Origin of the sequence: Nocardioides guangzhouensis, assembly GCF_004519545.1 — a bacterium.
Classification (GTDB): Bacteria; Actinomycetota; Actinomycetes; order Propionibacteriales; family Nocardioidaceae; genus Nocardioides; species Nocardioides guangzhouensis.
This window is the reverse complement of record NZ_SDKM01000063.1, coordinates 1-15,284: the sequence shown is the minus strand read 5'-3', so window position 1 is coordinate 15,284 and position 15,284 is coordinate 1. Positions and strand designations below refer to the sequence as shown.

Sequence of the window (15,284 nt, the reverse complement as noted above, 5' to 3'; positions counted from 1 at the left end):
GATAGCGTGCGACGCTGCGGCCGTCCGCTCACTGCCGCGTTGTGCGCGCTCGTGCCGTGATCCGTGCTCTGTCATGCCGATGGGCCTACCCACCTCACAATCGGGTTCGGCTGCCTATCGTGGTCTGGTGAGTTCAGGTCCCGGGCCCGCGTCCGCGCACGGTCATCGTGTGACTCGGCCGAGGCGGGTCGTGGCGGTGGCCGTGCTCGGCGCGGTCTTCGTTGGGGTCCTGGTCCTCGCGGGCGGCACATTCCGTGGCGCGACGGACCACCAGGAGAGACCGGACCGATCCACGGTCGCTGGGGCAGTTGACACGCCCTCGCCTGCCCAGCCATCACCTCCGGCCAGCGCTCCTGGGCCGACCCGGCCAGGGCGGCCAGTTCGCCTGGAGATCCCGGTCCTGGCGCTCGATGCGCCCGTCGTGCCTATTTCGCTGGGCGCCGACCGGGTTCTGGTGCCGCCCGCTGACACGCAGGTGTTGGGCTGGTGGTCCGGCGGGGCACAGCCTGGCGCCGCCCGGGGAAGCGCCCTGATCACAGGCCACACGGTGCACACGGGCGGGGGTGTCTTCGACGACCTCGCGCGCGTTCACAAGGGGGACCTGCTGCGGGTCCGCACTACCACCGGCACGCTGCGCTACCGGGCCTCCAGCGTCCGGGTCTATCGCAAGGCATCTCTGGCCCAACACGCCGAGCGGGTGTTCTCCCAAGCCGTCCCCGGCCGGCTGGTCCTGATCAACTGCGCGGACTGGAACGGGGCGGTCTACCTCTCCAACACTGTGGTCACCGCAGCTCCTTCGGCGTAACCCCACCCCCGTTACGCGGCCATCCAGCCGTGTGAGCAGCGGCGAGCCTGTTCCAACCGTGGCGTCGTGTCGGTACCTTTGGTCTGGTCCACCCGACGCGGGGTCAGGGAGGAATCCCATGTCGATCGCTGGTCAACGTCCGGTACGGCGCCTCGGCGCCCTGATCTTGCTGCTCGCCGCTGTCTCCCTTGGTGCGATGGCGCTGGCGCCGCCGGCGGGGGCGGCCGACATCACCGTCGCGTGTGACGGTGACACCACCGGCACCACGTTCACCCTCACCGCAGACTGCGCCACGACGGAACCTTTGACCGTCCCGGACGGGTTCACCATCGACGGGGCCGGGTTCACGATCAGCGCGACCGACGCCGGTGGCCCGCAGTGGAACGGCGCGATCGTCACCAACGCGGGCAGCTCGATGAACATTCAGAACGTCACGATCATGGGGCCCGCCAACGGTTTCCAGCTCTGCACGAACGCTGGAAACGTCCTGTACGGCATCTGGTTCAACGGCGCCAGCGGCACGGTCGACAACGTGATCGTGGACCACATCTGGCAGCAACAGAACAACGCCTTCCCCTCCTGTCAGACCGGACGGGCCATCCGGGCGGATAGCGGCGGTGCGACGCGCACGGTGGACATCACCGCCACCACGGTCAGGGACTACCAGAAGAGCGGCTTCGAGGCCCGGGCTGGGGTGACCATGAGCGTCGCCGCCGGCAGTGTGGCCGGGCCACCGCATCCGCTGGAGGGACTGATCGCCCAGAACGGGGTGACCTTCGTCGGCGTGACCAGCGGACGGGTGGAGAACAGCACGATCCACGGCAGCAGCGATCAGGCCCCCGGGCCTCCGCCCTGCCCGCTGCCCCCGGCACCCGGCGCCTGCAATCCCAGCAACGGCACCGGCGTGCTCCTGTTCGGCGCCAGTGGTGTGACGGTAACCCGTAACACCTTCACCGGTCTGGGCACCGACATCGGGGTTGCGGTCTCGGCCGGCAGCACTGGCAACACCATCAGCTTCAACCGCGTCGCCCGCAACCCCTCCGACAATCCCGACAACACCGACGCGACCGGAATCGGGATCTGGGTCAACTCGGCCGCGGAGGTGCCCAGCTCAGCGACGCTGATCTGCAACACCTTCGACGGCTGGCGGTCGGACCGGAACATCGTCGGCGCCCTGCAGATCGACTGCACGCCGCTGCCAGCCGGCACCGAGTGCGAGCGCTACTCGGCTCACACTCCTGACGTGCAGGGCGGCCCCGAGGCGGCAGGTCGAGCAACGTCGCCGCGACCACTTCTTCGACCAGCAGAACCGGTCACCTGGACGTTGGAAGCGGGGGACCTTCCTCCGGGGCTGGAGCTTGCCACGGGCGGCGCGATCACCGGAACCCTGCCTCGCAATAGCGCAGGCACCTACCAGTTCACGGTCCGGGCAACCGACGCCACCGATCTGACCGCCACCACCGAACTGTCGATCCGGGTCGCGCCCGGTTGCGCTCCCGCGCCCAGCCCGTCGTCGACAGCGGAGCCGGGCACCGGCCCCGACAACCAGCCGTCCTCGCTGGTTCCGACCGCCGTCGCAGCAGGCGATCCCGGCCCCGCACGTGACGCCACCGGGAGCGCCGACGACTCTGGAGGCTGGTGGTGGCTCACCGTGGCCGGTGCCGCTGCACTGACCGCCCTCGGCCTGGCCCGGAGACTACGCAACCACGGGAACTGACTCAGCAGGGCTTGTGCGGACCACCTCAGTGGCAGGAGTGGGCCGTCCACGCGAGCGCCGAAGCAACATGCAGCAACTTCCCGGACGTGTCGTCGCGCCGGGTTGCCCCTGCTCGCGCACCGAGTCCGAAACGCACTCACATAGCCGCGTTGAGCGCGGATCTGGCTCCCCTCTGTGTCAAGACACGGGTGGCAGGGGCGTTCTAGGCTGGGTGGTGACGGGCCCCGGAGTGGCTTGTCCGAAGAGCCGGTGCTGGCGGCAACAGGGACCACCCAGTTAGAGCGTTGCAGCCGCCGTCGGCGTCCGGCCGCGATTGGGCTGCCAACGTGATCGCGGCAGGGCACACTCGCTTCAGGCACAAGTCGTGCGCGACGAAGTGGTCGACATCGCGGCACTGTCAGCGCAGCGGATGGGGGCACTGTGGATAGCGCGATGTTGGGAAACCGTTGGGAGAAGAGAGCCGAATCGACCTCCGATGTGGGGTGTAATCGGTGGTCGGATTGGGGGTGCCAAGCGTGAAATTGCTGTCGCGTCGAAGAATCAGGTCGGGTTGGTCGAGTTCACCTGCCACCATCACCCGAGGGGCCCCTGACCTGCAGCGATGCGGTCCGGGGCCCTTCGGCGTACGACGGGCGCCGACGGTCCGCGGTCAGGGTGCGGGGGCGAGCGTGATGTCGGCGCTCCCGGTGTCGCCGCCCCGCCGGTAGCCGACCCGGATGGTGTCGCCGGCGTCGTGCCGCAGGGTCGCGAGCACCAGCTGCTCGGTGCTGACGGCCTTCTCGCCGTCGATCTCTGTGAGGAGGTCGCCCGGCGCCAGGCCGGCGGCTTCGGCAGGACCGCCCGGTGCGACTGCGGTCACCTCGAGGCCGTTCGGCGGCCGTTCCGGGTCCTCCGTGACGACCCGCGCCGCGAGGCCGAGGACGGGATGGTTGGCGCGGCCGTGCTCGATCAGCTCGTCGGCGACCGGCCCGGCGACGCTGATCGGGATGGCGAATCCCAGCCCGACGCTGCCGCCACCGCCGACGCCCTCGGAGTTGGGCACCGTCGAGATGGCCGTGTTGACGCCGACCTGGCGGCCGGAGCAGTCGACGAGCGGGCCGCCGCTGTTGCCGGGGTTGATCGCCGCATCGGTCTGGACGGCGTCGAGCAGGTGGGCCACCCGGCCGTCGCCGGTCGGCACCGGGACGTAGCGTCCGAGCGCGCTGACGATCCCGGCCGTGACCGTGTTGGACAGGCCGAGGGGCGCGCCCAGGGCGACCACGGGCTGGCCGACCCGGAGCGCCGAACGGGACGGGTCCAGCAGCGCGCGTCCGTCCGCCCCGTCCTCCGCGCGGATGACCGCGAGGTCGGTGATGGCGTCGACCCCCACGATGGTGGCGTCCGACTCGGTGCCGTCGCTGTACTGCACGGTGACCTCGGCGCCGGCCTCGACCGCGGTGGAGACCACGTGCTCGTTGGTGAGGACGTACCCGTCGGACCGCACCAGGGCGCCGGTCCCGTTGCTCCGGGTGCCGTCCCGGCCGACCACGACGACCGTGACCACGGACGGCAGGACCTCACCGGCCACCGACGTCGCGTTGCATCCCGAGCCGTTGTCGTGCGCGGCGTCCACCAGCAGGCCCCCGACCAGCCCTCCGAGCACGCCGGCGCCCGCGAGCGAGAGCGCCCACCAGCCCCAGCGCGGCATGCGGCGCTGCCGGACCAGGGCAGGGCCCGGCTCGTCCGGTGGCGCTGCGGCCTCGGACGGCCGGTCTCCGGAGTCGCCCGTCATCGTGGAGTGGCCTCAGGCGCCAGCGGCCTTTGCGTCCTCCTCGATCGCCGCCTGGTCGGCCTTGAGCTGCTTGGCCTGCAGCTTCTCGGCGTGCTCCATCGCCCGCTCGATCTTCGCGCCCATGTCGGAGACGCCGACCACGACGAGGCCCGCCTCGCCGGCGTCGAGCTGCTCGCCGAGCTCCTTGAGGTCGTCGCGGCTCATCCCGGCCGCGGCATGCCCCGCGACCGCGCCCAGGACGGCGCCGCCCGCGGTGGTGGCGGCGAGCAGGCCGCCACCGATCGCGGCGAAGGGGAACAGCGCCACCACCAGGCCGGTGGCCAGCCCGAACCCGCCGCCGAGCACCCCACCGACGCGGGTCGGGGTCTCGTGCTTCTTGGTGATCTTGACCTTGCCGTCCGCCCGCCGGTGGATGACCGCCGCGTCGTAGGCGTCGATCAGGCCGGCCTCGGTGTGCAGGTCCTTGACCAGCTGGTAGTCCGCCTCCGCGGACTCCTCGTCCGGGTAGACCCCCACGTAGACCATGAAGGTGTCGTACGACATTCGCGTGCCTCCTCGTGTCACGTTCGGTTGCGACCACCTTGCGCGTGGCGCCGTACCGGGGCTTCCCCCGTCCCGGGTGAGCCGGGCCCGGAAGCGGATGTCCACGATGACGGCATGACGAGCCGTCGCACACCCGTCCTCGCCGCCGTCCTCCTGGCGGTGCTGGTGGCCGCGTGCGACGGAGACGGGTCGCCGTCGGTCGAGCCGACCCGCTCCCCGACGATCGAGCCGACCCGTACGCCGTCCGTGCCCAGCCCCACCAGGACCGTCACCCGGCCGACCGGCGAGCCGACCCCGCCCACGACGGGACCCACCACGGAACCCACGACGGAGCCGACCACTCCGCCCACGACGGAACCCACTGAACCCACCGGGCCTCCGACGACGCCCCCGACGACCCCCTCGACGCCCCCGACGACGCCACCTACCACGGAGCCGACCACGGAGCCCCCGGCCACGCCCACGGAACCGTCCACCCCCACGGAGGGGCCCACGTCGGCGCCGACCACGCCGGCCGGGGGCTCTGCCTCCGAGGGCAAGGGCGACGACGAGGGCTTCCCGGCCTGGCTGGGGTGGCTGCTCGCGGCGCTCGCCGTGCTGACCGCCGTCGGCGTCCCGGTCCTGGTCGTGGGCCGGCGGCGGCGCCGCTGGCGGGCGGACCTCGCGGCCGCAGAGGCCGAGGTCGCCTGGCTTGCCCGCGACCTGCTGCCCGAGCTGCGCGACACCGGCACCCGTGACGGCGCCGCCGGTGGCTGGCAGGTGGGTGGTGCCGGGCGGGTGGCCGCCGTCGAGGACCGGTTGACCGTCCTCGAGGCGTCCGCGCCGGGTGACGCCGAACGGGCCCGGGCCACCGCCCTGCGTGACGCCGTGCGCGCGGCCCGGTCCCGGGTGGAGCAGGCGCTGTCCCCGGGCGCTACCGCGCCCGTGCCGCCGGTGCTGGACGCGGTCGTCGCGGACCTCGAGCAGGCGCTGCGGGTGCCGGCGACGGACGGGGGTCCGGCCCCGGCCTGACCGGCTCACGCAGGGGCGGTCTCGTCGGTCGTCGGCTCGCGACCGGCCCGGCCCAGCACGAGGGTGGCGGCAAGCGGGCACAGCAGCACGGTGGCGGCACCGCCCGCGACCAGCAGCGAGGCGTTGTCACTCGACATCTCGCCCGCCGCGACCGCGACCGACGTGACCGCGACGATGATCGGGAGGCCGGTTGCGGCGAAGAGGGCGACCGAGCCCGCCTCCCGGACCGACATGCCCGACCCGGCCCGCCCGCGCAGCGTCACCAGCAGCACCGGCCCGCCCCGGGCGAGCAGGATTCCCGCGATCACCGCGACGAACGCACCCGGGCGGCTCACGATCGCGTCCGGGTCGATGCCCATGCCGGAGGTCACGAAGAAGATCGGGATCAGCAGGCCGAAGGCGATGCCCTCGAGCCGGGCCTCGAGGTGCTCGTTGCCGTCGGGGATCGCCAGCCGCAGGATGAACCCGGCCGCGAACGCGGCCAGCACGATGTCGAGGTGGAAGGCGGTCGCGACCGCGCCGAGCGTGACCAGCAGCAGCATGGTGAGCCGCACCGTGGTCTGCCCGGTCGTCTCGGCGCCGGCGCGGAGGACGTGCAGCACCCGCCCGGTGCTCTCCCTCAGACGGTGCGACGGCAGCGCCAGCAAGACGGTGACGAGGGCGAAGGCCAGCAGGACGAGCAGCGACTGCAGCGTCCCCCGGGTGCCGAGGAACAGCGCCATCGCCACGACCGGCCCCAGCTCGCCGTACGCGCCGTGCCGCAGCACGTGCTGGCCCACCCGACGCTCGAGCAGGCCGCCGTCCTTGAGGATCGGGAGCAGGGTGCCGAGCGCCGTCGAGGTGAGCGCGATCGCCACCGTGATCTCCAGGTCCCGCTCCGACGCCACGTTGAGGACGACCACGAGGACGAAGGCGAAGGACAGGCTCCCGATCCAGGTGCGCAGCGCCCGCCGTCCCTCCCGGCCGGCGAGCTCGGCGGGGTCGATCTCGAAGCCGGCAAGCAGGAACAGCATCGCCAGGCCCAGCTGCGACAGCGTGGTCACGCCGTCGTCCTTCGCGGCCAGGTCCAGGCCGTACTCGCCGATCAGCATCCCGAACCCGAGCAGCAGCACGACCTCCGGGAGCAGCTTGCGGGGCACCAGCCCGGCGATCAGCGGCGCGACCACGCCGACCAGCGAGATCCAGAACAGCGAGGTGACCGTGTCCGGCATGGTTCCTCCCGGGCTCCCGGACGGGCCCGGGGCACGCTCCACTGTGCTGGCCGGTCGGGGCCGGCGCCTTCCCCCGTCCCGGGTGAGACAGGGAAGGCGCCGCGCGGGTTCGCGGGTCAGTCGCGCTGCAGCACCATGGCGAGCAGCTCGTCGAGGACCGACTGCCCCGGCCGCGGCACGATCGGCTGGCCGGCCATCTCGCGCACCATGTCGAACGCGTCGTGGATCGCCTGCCCGGTGAGCACCGGCCCGTGCGCGCTGGCCACCACGGTCGGGCGGAGCCGCTCCACCCGGTCGACGTGGGCGCCGTACCGCACCGGGTCGAGCCACTGGTGCCACGGCGAGACCAGGCTGTTGATGAAGTGGAACGACTCCCGGTAGTGCTCGGCCGGCAGGTCGTCGACGTGGTGCACGATCCCGGGCGCGGTGGCGGCGAACGAGTCGACCGCCCACATCACGCCGGTCTTTCGTCGAGGACGCCGCGGGTGGCCGGGCCGTCGAAGATCGGCGGTACGACGAGGCGCAGCCGCCGGTCGCCGGTGTCGACGTACTCCGTGTCCTCCCGCCACACCATCCGGTGCAGCGGCAGCGCCTTCTCGAGCGCCAGCCGCTCGGTCGAGAAGAAGTTCGCGACCAGGGTGGCGTTCGGGCACAGATCGAGGACCTCGTGCAGGGCGCCGGTGTGGTCGCCGTCGTCGTGGGACAGGAAGACCCAGCGCACGTCCTCGGGCGCCACCAGGTCGAACACCTGGTCCAGCCAGAGCTCGCGGTGGATCGGTGCCCCGGTGTCCACGATCACCGGCTCCTCGCCGCGGATCAGCACCGAGTCCACCGGGAGGTACTCGCCGGGGCCGGCCGGCGCCATGTTGGTGATCAGGAACGTGTCCGGTGCCAGGGTCACCGGCGCGGTCACGGGCAGGTCGGCGGTCTCCACCGCGGTCACCGCCCGTAGACGTAGACGTCGGACTGACCGTCGAGCAGCCGCAGGTCGATCACGCCCTCGGCGCGCCGGAGCTGCTTCACGTCGGTGTCCACGACGTCCCAGCGGCCGGTGAACTGGTGCATGGTGCCGAGCGGCAGCAGGATCCCGCAGACCTGTCCGGTCGCGGCCAGCTCGTAGTGGTCGTCCCGCCCGGTGGCCTGCACCCGCAGGCTCGCGGTGGCCGGCTCGCAGGACCCGAGCGGCGGGAAGCTCCCGTCCTCGGCGGCCATCCGTCCGTTCCAGGTGCCGGCGAACGGCGCACCGCCGGTGAACTCGCCGGCGTAGGTGACGCCGGTGCCGTCCATGGCGTAGGCGCCGAGCGCCGTGGCCTCGACCCGGGGCGGCGTGGGCGGGCGCAGCGAGGGCGACCGCGGCTGCGGCGGTCGCGGCGGCGAGCAGTCCGGCCCGGGTGGTGGTGGTGGTCTGTCGATCTCCTCGGTGTGGTCGTCTGGTGGACGGCCTCCACCCTCGGCTGCCGAGGTCCCGCCGGGTATCCCGCGATCGTGGGTGACCCGGTGGACTGGACCCCCCCACATCTGGGGGGATCCGTCCGGGCGGGGCTCGTCCTACCGTCGGGGGATGGCCCCGACGGCAGCAGCGCACCGCCTGGTCGAGTCGATCCGGCGGGCGGACCGCCGCTCACCCCACGCCGACGACTTCCTCGCCGAGCTCAGCGAGGAGGTGCGCAAGGTGGTGCCGTACGACGGGGCCACGTGGTTCGGCGTCGACCCCGACACCATGCTGGCCACGGTTCCCGCCCGCCTGGTCAACATGGACGCCGAGCTCTGCTGGCCGTTCTGGCGCGGCGAGTTCCACGAGAGCGACGCCCTCCTCTTCCGCGACCTCGCCCGGCAGACCCAGCCCGCCGGCTCGCTGCGCCAGGCCACCGACGGGCGGCCCCTGCGCAGCCCGCGGTACCGCGACTTCCTGGTCCCGCAGGGGTACGACGACGAGGCCCGCATCGCGTGCCGGACCGGCAGCACCACCTGGGCGGTGGGCGGGCTCTACCGCGAGAAGGGTCGGCCGGAGTTCACCGAGGAGGAGCTGCGGCTGCTCTCCTCGGTGTCGCACGCGATCGGGGTCGCCCTGCGTGGCCGCAACGTCCTGCACTCGCCGATGGCGCGCTCGGCCCAGGCACCCGGCGTGCTCCTGATCGGGGCGGACGGCCGGCTGCTGTCGGCCAGCCTCGAGGCCAAGGCGTGGCTGAGCGCGATCTACGGACCGGACCCGGCAGACGAGTCCTGGGCGGCCCTGATGAAGCGCTGCTCCGCGCCCGACCGGCTGTTGTCCGCGCCGGTGCTGATGCCGCTGGTCACCCAGGCCCGGGCGGTCGCGCTCGGGTACGACGACCAGCCGGCGCGACTCCGTTTCCGGGACCGCGGCGGGCGCTGGGTGGTCATGCACGCCTCCAGCCTCGACGAGTCCGACCCGGGCAGCCCGGTCGCGGTGGTGATCGAGCAGGCGCAGAGCGCCGAGATCGCGCCGATCATCGTGGAGGCCTACGGACTCTCCTCCCGCGAGCGCGACGTGGTCCGCTGCGTGGCCCGTGGGCTCTCGACGCCCGACATCGCCACCGAGCTGCACCTGTCCAGCCACACCGTGCGCGGCTACATCAAGTCGGTCTTCGAGAAGCTCGGCGTGAGCAGCCGGGGCGAGCTGACCGCGAAGCTGTTCGCGGAGCACTACTCCGACACCTTCCACGACACGATGGTGCACCTGACCTGAGGCACGGGCGCGGCCACCGGGGCCGGGACCAGTGGTCCCACGGATGCCCCGGAAGGCCGGCGCTGGCGATGGTGGGGACCCGATCCAGCCCCCACCCAGGAGCCACCGTGTCCCACCCCCTCGCCCATCGTCCGCCCCGCTCGGCCGCCCACGCCGTACGACGCGCCCTCGTGGCCGCGGTCGCCCTCACCGCGGTCTGCGCGGCCGCCTTCGGCGCCGTCGCGCTGCTCGTCGACCACCTGCAGCTCGACATGTCCGTCCAGCCCGCCCAGACCACCCACCCGGCCGCGTGAGCCGGCCCCACCCGAGGAACGAGAAGAGATGTCCCACCTGCACGCCCTCCCGGGCTACCTCACCTTCGGCGGCCTCCGTCCCGCACCGAGTGCCGACGGCACCGTCGTCAGCGGCACGGCCGCCACCGCGACCCCCCGGGCCTCGTCCGGCCCGGAGCCGGGGCACGCCGTGGAGGTCACGCGCCTCTACGTCCGCCGTGGCGGCCAGACCGTGCTCCGCGAGGTCTCCCTGCAGATCCCGCGCGGCTCGGTCACCGGCCTGCTCGGCCCCAGCGGCTGCGGCAAGTCCACGCTGATCCGCTCGATCATGGGCGTCCAGCGCATCTCCGGCGGCAGCGTCACCGTGCTCGGCCGGCCGGCCGGGTCGCCGGACCTGCGGCCGCGCGTCGGGTACGTCACCCAGGCGCCGGCGCTGTACGACGACCTGACCGTCGACGAGAACCTCGGGTACTTCGCCCGGCTCCTCGGCACCCCCGCCGACCGCGTCGACGAGGTGCTCGAGACCGTCGACCTCGACCACGCCCGGTGGCGGCTGGCCCGCAACCTCTCCGGGGGCCAGCGGGCCCGGGTCTCCCTTGCGACTGCCCTGCTCGGCGAGCCCGAGCTGCTGGTCCTGGACGAGCCGACCGTCGGCCTCGACCCGGTGCTGCGGCGTCGCTTGTGGGGCACCTTCGAGGAGCTCGCCGCCCGCGGCACCACCCTGCTGGTCTCCAGCCACGTCATGGACGAGGCCGCCCGCTGCGACGAGCTGCTGCTCATGCGCGAGGGCACGCTGCTGGCCACCGAGACCCCGCAGCGGCTCCGCGCCCGCACCGGGGAGCAGGACCTCGAGGAGGCCTTCCTGCGGCTGGCCCTGCACGCGGAGCGCCCGGCCCGGACCGCGACGGGGGTGGCGTCATGAGCGCCCGTGCCACCGCCGCGACCGCGGGCCGCGTGGTCCGCCAGCTCCGGCACGACCACCGGACCCTTGCCCTGCTGCTCGTGGTCCCGTGCGTCCTGCTCACGCTGATCCGCTTCGTCTTCGAGGACGGCTCGACGTTCGACCGCATCGGCGGCCCGCTGCTGGGGATCTTCCCGCTGCTGTCGATGTTCCTCGTCACCTCGATCGCGATGCTGCGCGAGCGGACCACCGGCACCCTCGAACGGCTGCTCACGATGCCGGTCGGCAGGCTCGACATCCTGCTCGGGTACGCCGCCGCGTTCGCCGCGTTCGCGGTCGTCCAGGTCGCGCTGGTCGGTGGTCTCTCGTTCGGGCTGCTCGGGCTCGACGTCGAGGGTCCGCGCTGGGCCATGCTGCTGCTCGCCGTGGCCAACGCGGTGCTCGGGATGGCACTGGGCCTGTTCGTGTCGGCGTTCGCGCGGACCGAGTTCCAGGCCGTGCAGTTCCTGCCGGCGTTCCTGCTGCCGCAGTTCCTCCTCTGCGGGCTGCTCACCGCCCGCGACGCGATGGCGCCCGTCCTGGAAGCGGTGTCGTGGGCCCTGCCCATGACGTGGGCGTACGACGCCCTCGACCGGGTCTCGCGCGGCGCCGACGGTGTCGCCGGACCGGCCCTGGTGGTGGTCGGCGGCACGGTCCTGGCGCTCGGTGCCGGGGCGGCGACCCTGCGCCGTACGACGGCCTGAGCGGCCCGCCGTACCACGTCCGACTGGCCCCGCCGGCACCGTCCGGCGGGGCCGGTCGCGCGCCCGGACGCTGGGGTGTTCAGGCCACCGGGCCGAGGAATATCGTGACGGGGTGCTCATCGGCCGGACCGCCGAGTGGGCGGGCATCGAGGCGGCGCTGGCGGCGGCTCGCGACGCGCAGGGACGCACGGTCCTGCTGCGCGGCGAGGCCGGTGTCGGCAAGACCGCGCTGCTCGACCGGGCCGCGGAGACCCCCGGCTTCCGGGTGCTGCGCGCCACCGGGGTCGAGGCCGAGTCCGACCTCGCCTACGCCTCCGCCCACCAGCTGCTCTACCCACTGCTGCCGTTCCTCGACGACCTCCCGGCGACCCAGGCCGGTGCGGTCCGGGTCGCGCTGGGGCTGGAGGCGGGCAGCACGCCGGACCGGTTCCTGGTCGCGCTCGGCTTCCTGTCCCTGGTCAGTGAGGCCGCGCACGACGAGCCGCTGCTGCTGGCGCTCGACGACGTCCAGTGGTGGGACACCGCTTCTCTCGACGCGCTCCTCTTCGTCGCCCGGCGGGTGGCCGCCGAGCCGGTGCTGCTCCTCCTGGCCGCACGCGAGCAGGCCGGCACCGGTGACGAGGCGATCACGGCAGTCGCCCGGCTTCCGGGCGTGCTCGAGCTCCCGGTCGGCGGGCTTCCCGACGACGACGTCGGCGCCCTCATGGCGGCCGTGGTCGGCGTCGCGCCGCCCGAGGCGGTGAGCCACGCCCTGGCCGAACGCACCCACGGCAACCCGCTGGCGCTGGTCGAGATGGTCCGCGTGCTCACCCCCGACCAGCTGGCCGGGCGCGACCCGCTCCCCGACGCGCTCTCCCTGGGCGAGCGGCTCGAGCGACCGTTCCTGCAACGGGCCGCAGTCCTGCCCCCGACGGCCCGGGACCTGCTCCTGGTGGCGGCGGCGGAGCCGGGCGGCGAGCTCGACGTGCTCGCGGAGGCTGCCGGGGTCGACGGGCTCGACCGGGTGCTGGAGGCGGTCGAGACCTCCGGCCTGGTCCGGTACGACGGCCGCAACCTGCTCTACACGCACCCGCTGGCCCGGGCGGCGGTCTACGGCGACGCCGGTGCCCGCGAGCGCCATGAGGCCCACCTGCGTCTGGCCGCGGTGCAGGAGGCCCGAGGCCAGGCGGATCGCGCCGTGTGGCACCGCGCGGCCGCCACGCTCGGCATCGACGACGGCCTCGCCGCCGCCCTCGACGGGGTCGCGGAACGGTCCCGGCTCCGCAGCGGGCACGCGGCGGCCGCGGCGGCGTACGAACGCGCCGCCGACCTCTCCTCCACCGGGGCCGAGCGGGTACGCCGACTGAGCGCGGCCGCCGACTCGGCCTGGCTGGCCGGGCAGTCGGCGCGGGCACGGTTGCTCGTCGAACGGGCCGAGCCGATCGCGGGCGATCCCCTGTCCCGGGGCCGACTGGTCGCGCTGCGCGCCCGGGCGGCCTCGCGCGGCGGCGAGGTGGACGAGGCGCACCGGCTGTTCCTCGCCGGCGCCGACCTGCTGCGCGACGTCAGTCCGGGGGACGCCCGGGAGCTGCTGGCCGAGGCCGTCGAGGCGGCGGCGTACGCCGGAGACCTGGACCGGCTCGAGGAGATCTCGGTGTCGGCACAGGGACTGCGGGCGGCGGCGTCCCCTCGCGAGCGGTTCCTCGCCGCGTGGCTCGAGGTCAGCAACCACGGCATGCGCGCGCACGACGTCGAGGACCCCACCGTGCTGCTGGCCGACCTCGCCCTCGGGGCCGACCTCGGCGAACCGCGGGTGACCGTCTGGTGCGGGATCGCCGCGCTGAACCTCGGCGACCCGACCGGGATGATGCAGCACTACGTCCGGGCCCTGGAGCAGGCCCGGCGGGCGGGGGCGGCCGGCAGCCTTCCCTACGTCCTGGAGCACTCGGCGATGAGCCTCGCGCTGGCCGGCAACTTCGGCGCCAGCCGGAGCGGCGCCGAGGAGGGCCTGCGCCTGGCCCGAGAGTCGGAGCAGCAGCGCTCGGCGGGCCAGCTGCTGGCGATCCTGGCGTTCGTCGCGGCCACGGTGGGCGATGAGGAGGAGTGTCTCCGGTGCGCGGACGAGGCGCGAGCCATCGCCGGCCCTCGGAGCCTGGGCCTCACCAACGCGACGGTGACCTGGGCCCGGTCGCGGCTCGACCTCGGGCTCGGGAGGTACGACCAGGCCGTCGACCGCCTGGTCGCCCTCGCGTCGGCGGAGCCGGGCGAGGGCCACCCGGTGATCGCACTCTGGTGCACGCCCGACCTGGTGGAGTCGGCCGCCCGCGCCCGGCGTACGGCCGAGGTCGGGGACGCCGTGGCCCGCATCGCCGCTCGGGCCGGGGCCGTCGCGAGCACGCCCGGTACCGCCCTGGCGGCCACCTGGTGCAGGGGCCTCCTCGGGGGCCCCGGGGCCGAGGAGGACCTGGCGACGGCTGCCGAGGGACTGGCCGGGCTCGGCCTGCCCCTCGGCGCGGCTCGTGCCCGCCTGGCCCTGGGTGAGCTGCTGCGCCGGGAGCGGAAGGTGCGGGCGGCCCGCGAGCACCTGCGTGCCGCGCTCGAGGGCTTCCAGTCCCTGGGCGCCCGGGTCTGGGCGGAGCGGGCGGCCGCCGAGCTCCGGGCCAGCGGCGAGGGAGCGTCGGCGGCGGAGGTCGACGGCATCGACAGCCTGACCGCACAGGAGCTGCAGATCGTGCGGTACGTCAGCCAGGGCGCCTCCAACAAGGACATCGCCGCCCAGCTGTTCCTCAGCCCGCGGACCGTGGAGTACCACCTCTACAAGGCCTACCCGAAGCTCGGTGTCGCCTCCCGGGGACAGCTGATCAGCCGGTTCGCCGGGGCACTCACGCAGCGGGTCGACGCCTGATCGGCGACTGGCCGGGCGACGGGACGGTCTGCCGCAGCCGGACGCCGTCCAGGTAGCTGCTCAGGTCCTGGCCGCGACCGCGCCACCAGTCGGCCAGGTCGTGCGCGCCGGCCAGCTCGTGGGCGTGGGCGCGGCGCGCGGCGTCCCGGATCTCGGTGGCGAGCAGGTCGTGGAAGCGGGTCATGGGGTCCTCCGGGGATGGGCGCGTCGGGCGCGGGACGGGACGTGGGCGGGTGGCCCGCACGGCGAGGTCGACGCCGTACGGGCCACCCGGGTGAGGGGTGGTCGGCCTCAGCCGACCGGGACGGGAGTCCGGTCCTCGTCCGGCTCCTCGTCGTGCTCCTCGGCCGTGGCGGCCGCGTCGTGCTCTTCCGGCTCGATGGTGAGCGCGGGGAGCGCCCGGTCCAGCCAGCGCGGGATGTACCAGGCCTTGCGACCCAGCAGGTGCATCACGGCGGGCACGAGGATCATCCGGACGACCAGCGCGTCGACCAGGATCGCGACGCCGAGGCCGACACCGAACGCCTTGACCGTGCGGTCGTCGCCGAGCACGAAGGCCCAGAAGACGACGCCCATGATGATGCCGGCGGCGACGATCACCTTGCCGATCGCGCCGACGCCGGTCCGGACCGCGCCGCGGGCGTCGCCGGTGCGGACGTACTCCTCACGGATCCGTGAGACCAGGAAGACCTCGTAGTCCATGGAGAGCCCGAACAGGA

The 15,284-nt window shown here is 73.7% G+C and carries 16 protein-coding genes; 8 read left to right on the top strand and 8 right to left on the bottom strand.

Translation table 11 applies throughout. From position 1 onward, the window contains the following. Positions 1–73: 73 nt before the first annotated feature. Entirely contained in the window at positions 74–805 is a 732-nt protein-coding gene (locus EKO23_RS23335) for a class F sortase (RefSeq protein WP_342773633.1), read from the top strand. 118 nt (positions 806–923) lie between these two features. Continuing rightward, positions 924–2,522 carry a putative Ig domain-containing protein gene (locus EKO23_RS23330; RefSeq protein WP_134720886.1) on the top strand — a complete coding sequence of 533 codons (1,599 nt, stop codon included), beginning with the start codon at positions 924–926 and terminating at the stop codon, positions 2,520–2,522. 649 nt (positions 2,523–3,171) lie between these two features. On the opposite strand, the gene EKO23_RS23325 is transcribed toward EKO23_RS23330, so the two are convergent. Beyond that, on the bottom strand, positions 3,172–4,293 hold the full coding sequence (locus EKO23_RS23325) for a S1C family serine protease (RefSeq protein WP_134720885.1): 1,122 nt from the start codon (positions 4,291–4,293) through the stop codon (positions 3,172–3,174). A gap of 12 nt (positions 4,294–4,305) precedes the next feature. Then, the gene (locus EKO23_RS23320; protein WP_134720884.1) at positions 4,306–4,836 is read right to left on the bottom strand and encodes a DUF1269 domain-containing protein; all 531 of its coding nucleotides are present in this window, start codon (positions 4,834–4,836) and stop codon (positions 4,306–4,308) included. Between the two features lie 114 nt (positions 4,837–4,950). Between EKO23_RS23320 and EKO23_RS25520 the strand changes: the two genes are divergently transcribed. Continuing rightward, positions 4,951–5,847: a hypothetical protein gene (locus tag EKO23_RS25520; protein ID WP_167880620.1), complete on the top strand. Its 897-nt coding sequence runs from the start codon at positions 4,951–4,953 to the stop codon at positions 5,845–5,847. A gap of 5 nt (positions 5,848–5,852) precedes the next feature. Here EKO23_RS25520 and EKO23_RS23310 read toward each other — a convergent pair whose 3' ends face one another. The 4 genes from EKO23_RS23310 to EKO23_RS23295 all read right to left on the bottom strand — a co-directional run bounded on the left by EKO23_RS23310 (position 5,853) and on the right by EKO23_RS23295 (position 8,345). Next, the gene (locus tag EKO23_RS23310) at positions 5,853–7,058 is read right to left on the bottom strand and encodes a cation:proton antiporter (RefSeq protein WP_134720883.1); all 1,206 of its coding nucleotides are present in this window, start codon (positions 7,056–7,058) and stop codon (positions 5,853–5,855) included. A gap of 116 nt (positions 7,059–7,174) precedes the next feature. Next, on the bottom strand, positions 7,175–7,516 hold the full coding sequence (locus EKO23_RS23305; RefSeq protein WP_134720882.1) for a hypothetical protein: 342 nt from the start codon (positions 7,514–7,516) through the stop codon (positions 7,175–7,177). Then, a complete protein-coding gene (locus tag EKO23_RS23300; RefSeq protein ID WP_134720881.1) occupies positions 7,513–8,001 on the bottom strand; it encodes an MBL fold metallo-hydrolase in 489 nt (162 codons plus the stop codon). Before EKO23_RS23300 ends, EKO23_RS23305 begins: the two co-directional genes overlap by 4 nt. Continuing rightward, positions 7,998–8,345 carry a hypothetical protein gene (locus EKO23_RS23295; protein WP_134720880.1) on the bottom strand — a complete coding sequence of 116 codons (348 nt, stop codon included), beginning with the start codon at positions 8,343–8,345 and terminating at the stop codon, positions 7,998–8,000. Before EKO23_RS23295 ends, EKO23_RS23300 begins: the two co-directional genes overlap by 4 nt. Before the next feature lie 274 nt (positions 8,346–8,619). Between EKO23_RS23295 and EKO23_RS23290 the strand changes: the two genes are divergently transcribed. From EKO23_RS23290 to EKO23_RS23270, 5 genes are all read left to right on the top strand, one after another. After that, positions 8,620–9,765: a helix-turn-helix transcriptional regulator gene (locus tag EKO23_RS23290; RefSeq protein ID WP_134720879.1), complete on the top strand. Its 1,146-nt coding sequence runs from the start codon at positions 8,620–8,622 to the stop codon at positions 9,763–9,765. Positions 9,766–9,872: 107 nt separating this feature from the next. Further along, positions 9,873–10,058, top strand: coding sequence for a hypothetical protein (locus tag EKO23_RS23285; protein ID WP_134720878.1), 186 nt, complete (start codon positions 9,873–9,875; stop codon positions 10,056–10,058). 28 nt (positions 10,059–10,086) lie between these two features. After that, positions 10,087–10,959 carry an ABC transporter ATP-binding protein gene (locus tag EKO23_RS23280; protein WP_134720877.1) on the top strand — a complete coding sequence of 291 codons (873 nt, stop codon included), beginning with the start codon at positions 10,087–10,089 and terminating at the stop codon, positions 10,957–10,959. Further along, positions 10,956–11,681: an ABC transporter permease gene (locus EKO23_RS23275; RefSeq protein ID WP_134720876.1), complete on the top strand. Its 726-nt coding sequence runs from the start codon at positions 10,956–10,958 to the stop codon at positions 11,679–11,681. The genes EKO23_RS23280 and EKO23_RS23275 overlap by 4 nt, the downstream gene beginning before the upstream one ends. A gap of 112 nt (positions 11,682–11,793) precedes the next feature. Next, a complete protein-coding gene (locus EKO23_RS23270) occupies positions 11,794–14,565 on the top strand; it encodes a helix-turn-helix transcriptional regulator (RefSeq protein WP_167880622.1) in 2,772 nt (923 codons plus the stop codon). Here EKO23_RS23270 and EKO23_RS23265 read toward each other — a convergent pair. After that, positions 14,543–14,749 carry a hypothetical protein gene (locus tag EKO23_RS23265; protein ID WP_134720874.1) on the bottom strand — a complete coding sequence of 69 codons (207 nt, stop codon included), beginning with the start codon at positions 14,747–14,749 and terminating at the stop codon, positions 14,543–14,545. The two genes, EKO23_RS23270 and EKO23_RS23265, sit on opposite strands and share 23 nt — an antisense overlap. Positions 14,750–14,856: 107 nt before the next feature. After that, on the bottom strand, positions 14,857–15,284 hold a 428-nt coding region (locus EKO23_RS23260), incomplete at its 5' end, for an MMPL family transporter (protein ID WP_167880621.1).

Bases quoted from the DNA above. Each gene is read 5' to 3' on its own strand.
- EKO23_RS23335 (WP_342773633.1), top strand. From the start codon at position 74: ATGCCGATGGGCCTACCCACCTCACAATCGGGTTCGGCTGCCTATCGT.
- EKO23_RS23330 (WP_134720886.1), top strand. From the start codon at position 924: ATGTCGATCGCTGGTCAACGTCCGGTACGGCGCCTCGGCGCCCTGATC.
- EKO23_RS23325 (WP_134720885.1), bottom strand. From the start codon at position 4,293: ATGACGGGCGACTCCGGAGACCGGCCGTCCGAGGCCGCAGCGCCACCG.
- EKO23_RS23320 (WP_134720884.1), bottom strand. From the start codon at position 4,836: ATGTCGTACGACACCTTCATGGTCTACGTGGGGGTCTACCCGGACGAG.
- EKO23_RS25520 (WP_167880620.1), top strand. From the start codon at position 4,951: ATGACGAGCCGTCGCACACCCGTCCTCGCCGCCGTCCTCCTGGCGGTG.
- EKO23_RS23310 (WP_134720883.1), bottom strand. From the start codon at position 7,058: ATGCCGGACACGGTCACCTCGCTGTTCTGGATCTCGCTGGTCGGCGTG.
- EKO23_RS23295 (WP_134720880.1), bottom strand. From the start codon at position 8,345: ATGGACGGCACCGGCGTCACCTACGCCGGCGAGTTCACCGGCGGTGCG.
- EKO23_RS23290 (WP_134720879.1), top strand. From the start codon at position 8,620: ATGGCCCCGACGGCAGCAGCGCACCGCCTGGTCGAGTCGATCCGGCGG.
- EKO23_RS23280 (WP_134720877.1), top strand. From the start codon at position 10,087: ATGTCCCACCTGCACGCCCTCCCGGGCTACCTCACCTTCGGCGGCCTC.
- EKO23_RS23275 (WP_134720876.1), top strand. From the start codon at position 10,956: ATGAGCGCCCGTGCCACCGCCGCGACCGCGGGCCGCGTGGTCCGCCAG.
- EKO23_RS23265 (WP_134720874.1), bottom strand. From the start codon at position 14,749: ATGACCCGCTTCCACGACCTGCTCGCCACCGAGATCCGGGACGCCGCG.